This is a genomic window from Streptomyces sp. NPDC058955, assembly GCF_042741435.1.
Classification (GTDB): domain Bacteria; phylum Actinomycetota; class Actinomycetes; order Streptomycetales; family Streptomycetaceae; genus Streptomyces.
Window position 1 is genome coordinate 33,434 of the sequence record NZ_JBHYKM010000079.1, and the last position, 4,094, is coordinate 37,527.

Below are 4,094 nucleotides of genomic sequence, written 5' to 3' on the forward strand. Positions count from 1 at the left end.
TCCACCGTGCAATCCCCCGGGGGCCCCGCGGGGCCCCACAGTCCCCCAGCCGACGTCACTTCAGCGCCGCCGCCATCATCTTCTGCGCCACCGGCGCCGCCAGGCCGTTGCCGCTGACCTCGGAGCGGGCCGCGCCCGAGTCCTCGATCATCACGGCCACCGCCACCTGCTTCCCGGTCGACGGGTCCTTCGCGTACGAGGTGAACCAGGCGTACGGCGTCTTGCTGTTGTTCTCGCCGTGCTGCGCCGTGCCCGTCTTGCCGCCGACCTCGGCGCCCGGGACCGCCGCGTTGGTGCCGGTGCCCTCCTCCACCACCGTCACCATCGCGCTGCGCAGCTGCTCCGCGGTGGCCGGGGAGACGATCCGGGTGGTGTCGCCGTCGTCGAAGGACTCCAGGGCGTCGCCGTCGGAGTCGACCACCTCGGAGACCATGTGCGGGGAGGCCAGCAGGCCGTCGTTCGCGATCACCGCCGAGACCATCGCCATCTGGAGCGGGGTCGCGGTGACGTCGAACTGCCCGATGCCGGTGAGCGCGGTCTGCGCCGGGTCCATCCCGGACGGGTAGACGCTCGCGTACGCCCGGACCGGCACGTCCCGCTCGTCGTCGTTGAAGCCGAACTTCTCCGCCATCGCCTTCACCTTGTCCTGCCCCAGGTCGGCGGCCATCTTGGCGAAGACGTTGTTGCAGGAGTACTGGAGCGCGGTGCGGATCGTGGCGTTCTCGCAGGGCGCGGAGGCGTTCTCGTTCTTCAGGACCGTCCGGGTGTTCGGCAGGGTGTACGGGTCCGGGCTCTGCGTCCGCACGTCCACCGAGGAGTACAGGCCGTCCTCCAGGGCGGCGGCCGCGACCACCAGCTTGAAGGTGGAGCCGGGCGGCAGCGGCTGCCGCAGCGCCCGGTTGACCAGCGGCTTGTCCGGGTCCTCCGTCAGCTCCTTCCAGGCGTCGCCGTCGGTCGTGCCGGCGATGGCCGAGGGGTCGTAGGAGGGCGTGGAGACCATGGCGAGGATCCGGCCGCTCGCCGGGTCGATCGCGACCGCCGCGCCCTTCTTGCTCCCGAGCGCCCGGTAGGCGGCCTTCTGCACGTCCGGGTCGATCGTGGTGACGACCGTCCCGGGCTCCTGCTGCTTGCGGGTGACCGCGTCCACGGGGTTCTTCAGCCGGTCGTCGGTGCCGTCCAGGATCCCGGAGTAGATGCCCTCCAGCTGGGTGGCGCCGTACGCCTGCGAGCTGTAGCCGGTGACCGCCGCGTACAGCTCGCCGTCCGTGTAGCTGCGCTCGTACGCGAGATCACCGCTCTCGGTGTGCTTCGAGCCGGTGACCGGCGAGCCGGCCACCACGATGTTCCCGAGCGGCTGCGCGTACTGCGCGATCGTCTTCCGCCGGTTCTTGCTGTCGTTCGCGAGCGCCTTGCTCTCGTACGCCTGCACCCAGGTGGCCCGGCCGAGGAGGGCGAGCACGAGGAGCAGCACGAAGACCGAGGTGCGCCTGATGGTCTTGTTCATGGCACCAGGAGGGACGAACGGGGCGGCGCGCCACGTTCCGGGTGTGGCCCGATTCTCAGGAAACGTTCATGCGGCATCCATCCGGCGCCGTGCGGCACACGTCCGCCGCCCCCCGGCCCTCGCCGGCACCGCTCCGGCTCTCACCGCCGCCGCCCCCGCTCTCACAGCCGCCGGGTCACCAGCGTCAGCCGGTCCCGCGCGTCGAAGAGCGCGTCCTTGATCAGCTGCTCGTGGCCCGGGGTCAGCCGCGCGGCCGGCACCGAGCAGCTCAGCGCGTCCCGGGCCGGCGTCCGGTAGGGGATCGCCACCGCGAAGCAGCGCAGCCCCAGGGTGTTCTCCTCGCGGTCCACCGCGAAGCCCTGCGCGCGCACGGCGGCCAGCTCGTCGATCAGCCGCTCCCGGTCGGTGATCGTGTGCTCGGTCACCGCCGGCAGGCTCTTCGGCAGCAGCTCCCGCACCTGCTCGTCGCCGTGGGTGGCGAGCAGCGCCTTGCCCAGCGCGGTCGAGTGGGCGGGGAGCCGGCGGCCGACCCGGGTGAAGGGCCGCAGGTGGTGCTGGGACTGGCGGGTGGCCAGATAGACCACGCTGGTGCCGTCGAGCCGGGCCAGGTGGACGGTCTCGGTGGTGTCGTCGGAGAGGCGGTCCAGGGTGGCCCGGGAGGCCGCCACGACCTCGTCGCCGTCGATGTACGAGGTCCCCACCAGCAGCGCCCGCACCCCGATGCCGTACCGGGTGCCGGTGGCGTCGGTCTCCACCCAGCCCAGCTCGACCAGGGTGCGCAGCAGCATGTACAGGCTCGACTTGGGGTAGCCGACGGCCTCCTGGACGGCGGCCAGGGTGTGCATCCCGGGCCGGCCGGCGAAGAACTCCAGCAGCTCCACGGTCCGCACCGCGGACTTCACCTGCGCACCGCTCGCGTCGGCACCCGCCATGACCCCGCCCTTCTCCCTGACGTCCGGACGACCTTGTGACTCCGGGACGACCTTGTGGGAACGCCCGTGGCGTCAATAGAGTCCACCCCGAAGCGTTCATGCACAAGAACGACGTTCATCATAGTGAACAGGGGTGTGGGCCGTGTCGGCAGCAGCAGTGTGGAGTGTGGACCCCCGCTCGGGGAAGCGGCGCGAGCAGGTCGCGACGGAGGCCACGGCCGACGGGGTCGACCGCGCGGTCCGCGCCGCCCACGCCGCCCGGGACTCCCTCGCCGACCGCACGGTCCGGGCGGCCTTCCTGCGGACCGCCGCCGACCTCCTCGACGCCGCCGCCGACGAGGTCGTCGCCACCGCCGACGCCGAGACCGCCCTCGGCACCCCCCGGCTCACCGGCGAACTCGCCCGCACCACCGCCCAGCTGCGCGCCTTCGCCGCCGTCGTCGACGAGGGCGCCTTCCTCGACGTACGGATCGACCTGCCCGACCCGTCGGCCGTGCCGCCCCGCCCCGACCTGCGCCGCTGGAAGATCCCGCTCGGCGTCGTCGCCGTCTACGCCGCCAGCAACTTCCCGCTCGCCTTCTCCGTCCCCGGCGGCGACACCGCCAGCGCCCTCGCGGCCGGCTGCCCCGTCGTCGTCAAGGCCCACCCCGACCACCCGGCCACCTCCGAGCTGACCGCCGGACTGCTGCGCCGGGCCGCCGCCAAGGCCGGCCTCCCCGAGGACGTCGTCGTCCTGCTGCACGGCTTCGAGGCGGGCGTCGAGCTGGTCCGCCACCCGCTGGTCGCGGCGGCCGGCTTCACCGGCTCCGTGCGCGGCGGCCGGGCGCTCTTCGACGCCGCCGCCGCCCGCCCCGCGCCGATCCCCTTCCACGGCGAGCTCGGCTCGCTCAACCCGGTCGTCGTCACCCCCGGCGCCGCCGCCGAGCGGGCCGAGGAGCTGGGGGCCGGCCTGGCCGGCTCGATGACCCTGGGCGCCGGACAGTTCTGCACCAAGCCCGGCTTCGTCCTCGCCCCGGCCGGCGCCGACGGCGACCGCTTCCTCGCCGCCCTCGCCGAGGGCGTCGGCCAGGCCGGCCCCGCCGTCCTGCTCGACCGCCGGATGCGGGCCGCCTTCGTCGACGGCGTCACCGAGCGGGCCGCCCTCGACGGCGTGACGGCCCCCGTCGCCCCCGGCGCCGCCGACGAGCACACCGTCACCGCCGGCGTCCTCACCGTCGACGCGGCCCGGCTCGCCGACGGCGACCACGCCCTCCTCCTGGAGGAGTGCTTCGGCCCGGTCACCGTCGTCGCCCGCTACACCGACGAGGCCGAGATCACCGCCGTCCTCGGCCGGCTGCCCGGCAACCTCACGGCCACCCTGCACTGCGCCGACGAGGACCCGGCCGCGCCCGGACTGCTCGCCGCCCTCACCCCGCTCGCCGGCCGGATCCTGGTCGGCGGCTGGCCCACCGGCGTCGCCGTCGCCGGGGCCCAGCACCACGGCGGCCCGTACCCGGCCACCACCTCCACCTCCACCTCCGTCGGAGCCACCGCCATCGAGCGCTGGCTCCGCCCGGTCACCTACCAGTCGACCCCGCAGCACCTGCTCCCGCCGGAGCTGCGCGACGGCAACCCGCTGGGCCTGCCCCGGCGCTGACCCGCCCGGCCGGGCCCCGCAC

The 4,094-nt window shown here is 74.3% G+C and carries 3 protein-coding genes; 1 reads left to right on the plus strand and 2 read right to left on the minus strand.

Features of this window, described 5'->3' with window-relative positions; all coding sequences use genetic code 11:
* Window positions 1–55: 55 nt before the first annotated feature.
* Window positions 56–1,504, minus strand: a complete 1,449-nt coding sequence (locus ACFW1I_RS26010; RefSeq protein ID WP_384674297.1) for a peptidoglycan D,D-transpeptidase FtsI family protein — start codon at window positions 1,502–1,504, stop codon at window positions 56–58.
* A gap of 161 nt (window positions 1,505–1,665) precedes the next feature.
* Window positions 1,666–2,436, minus strand: coding sequence for an IclR family transcriptional regulator (locus ACFW1I_RS26015; RefSeq protein WP_384674300.1), 771 nt, complete (start codon window positions 2,434–2,436; stop codon window positions 1,666–1,668).
* Window positions 2,437–2,578: 142 nt separating this feature from the next.
* Here ACFW1I_RS26015 and ACFW1I_RS26020 point away from each other — a divergent pair, with 142 nt between their 5' ends.
* A complete protein-coding gene (locus ACFW1I_RS26020) occupies window positions 2,579–4,072 on the plus strand; it encodes an aldehyde dehydrogenase (NADP(+)) (protein ID WP_384674302.1) in 1,494 nt (497 codons plus the stop codon).
* Window positions 4,073–4,094 lie beyond the last annotated feature (22 nt).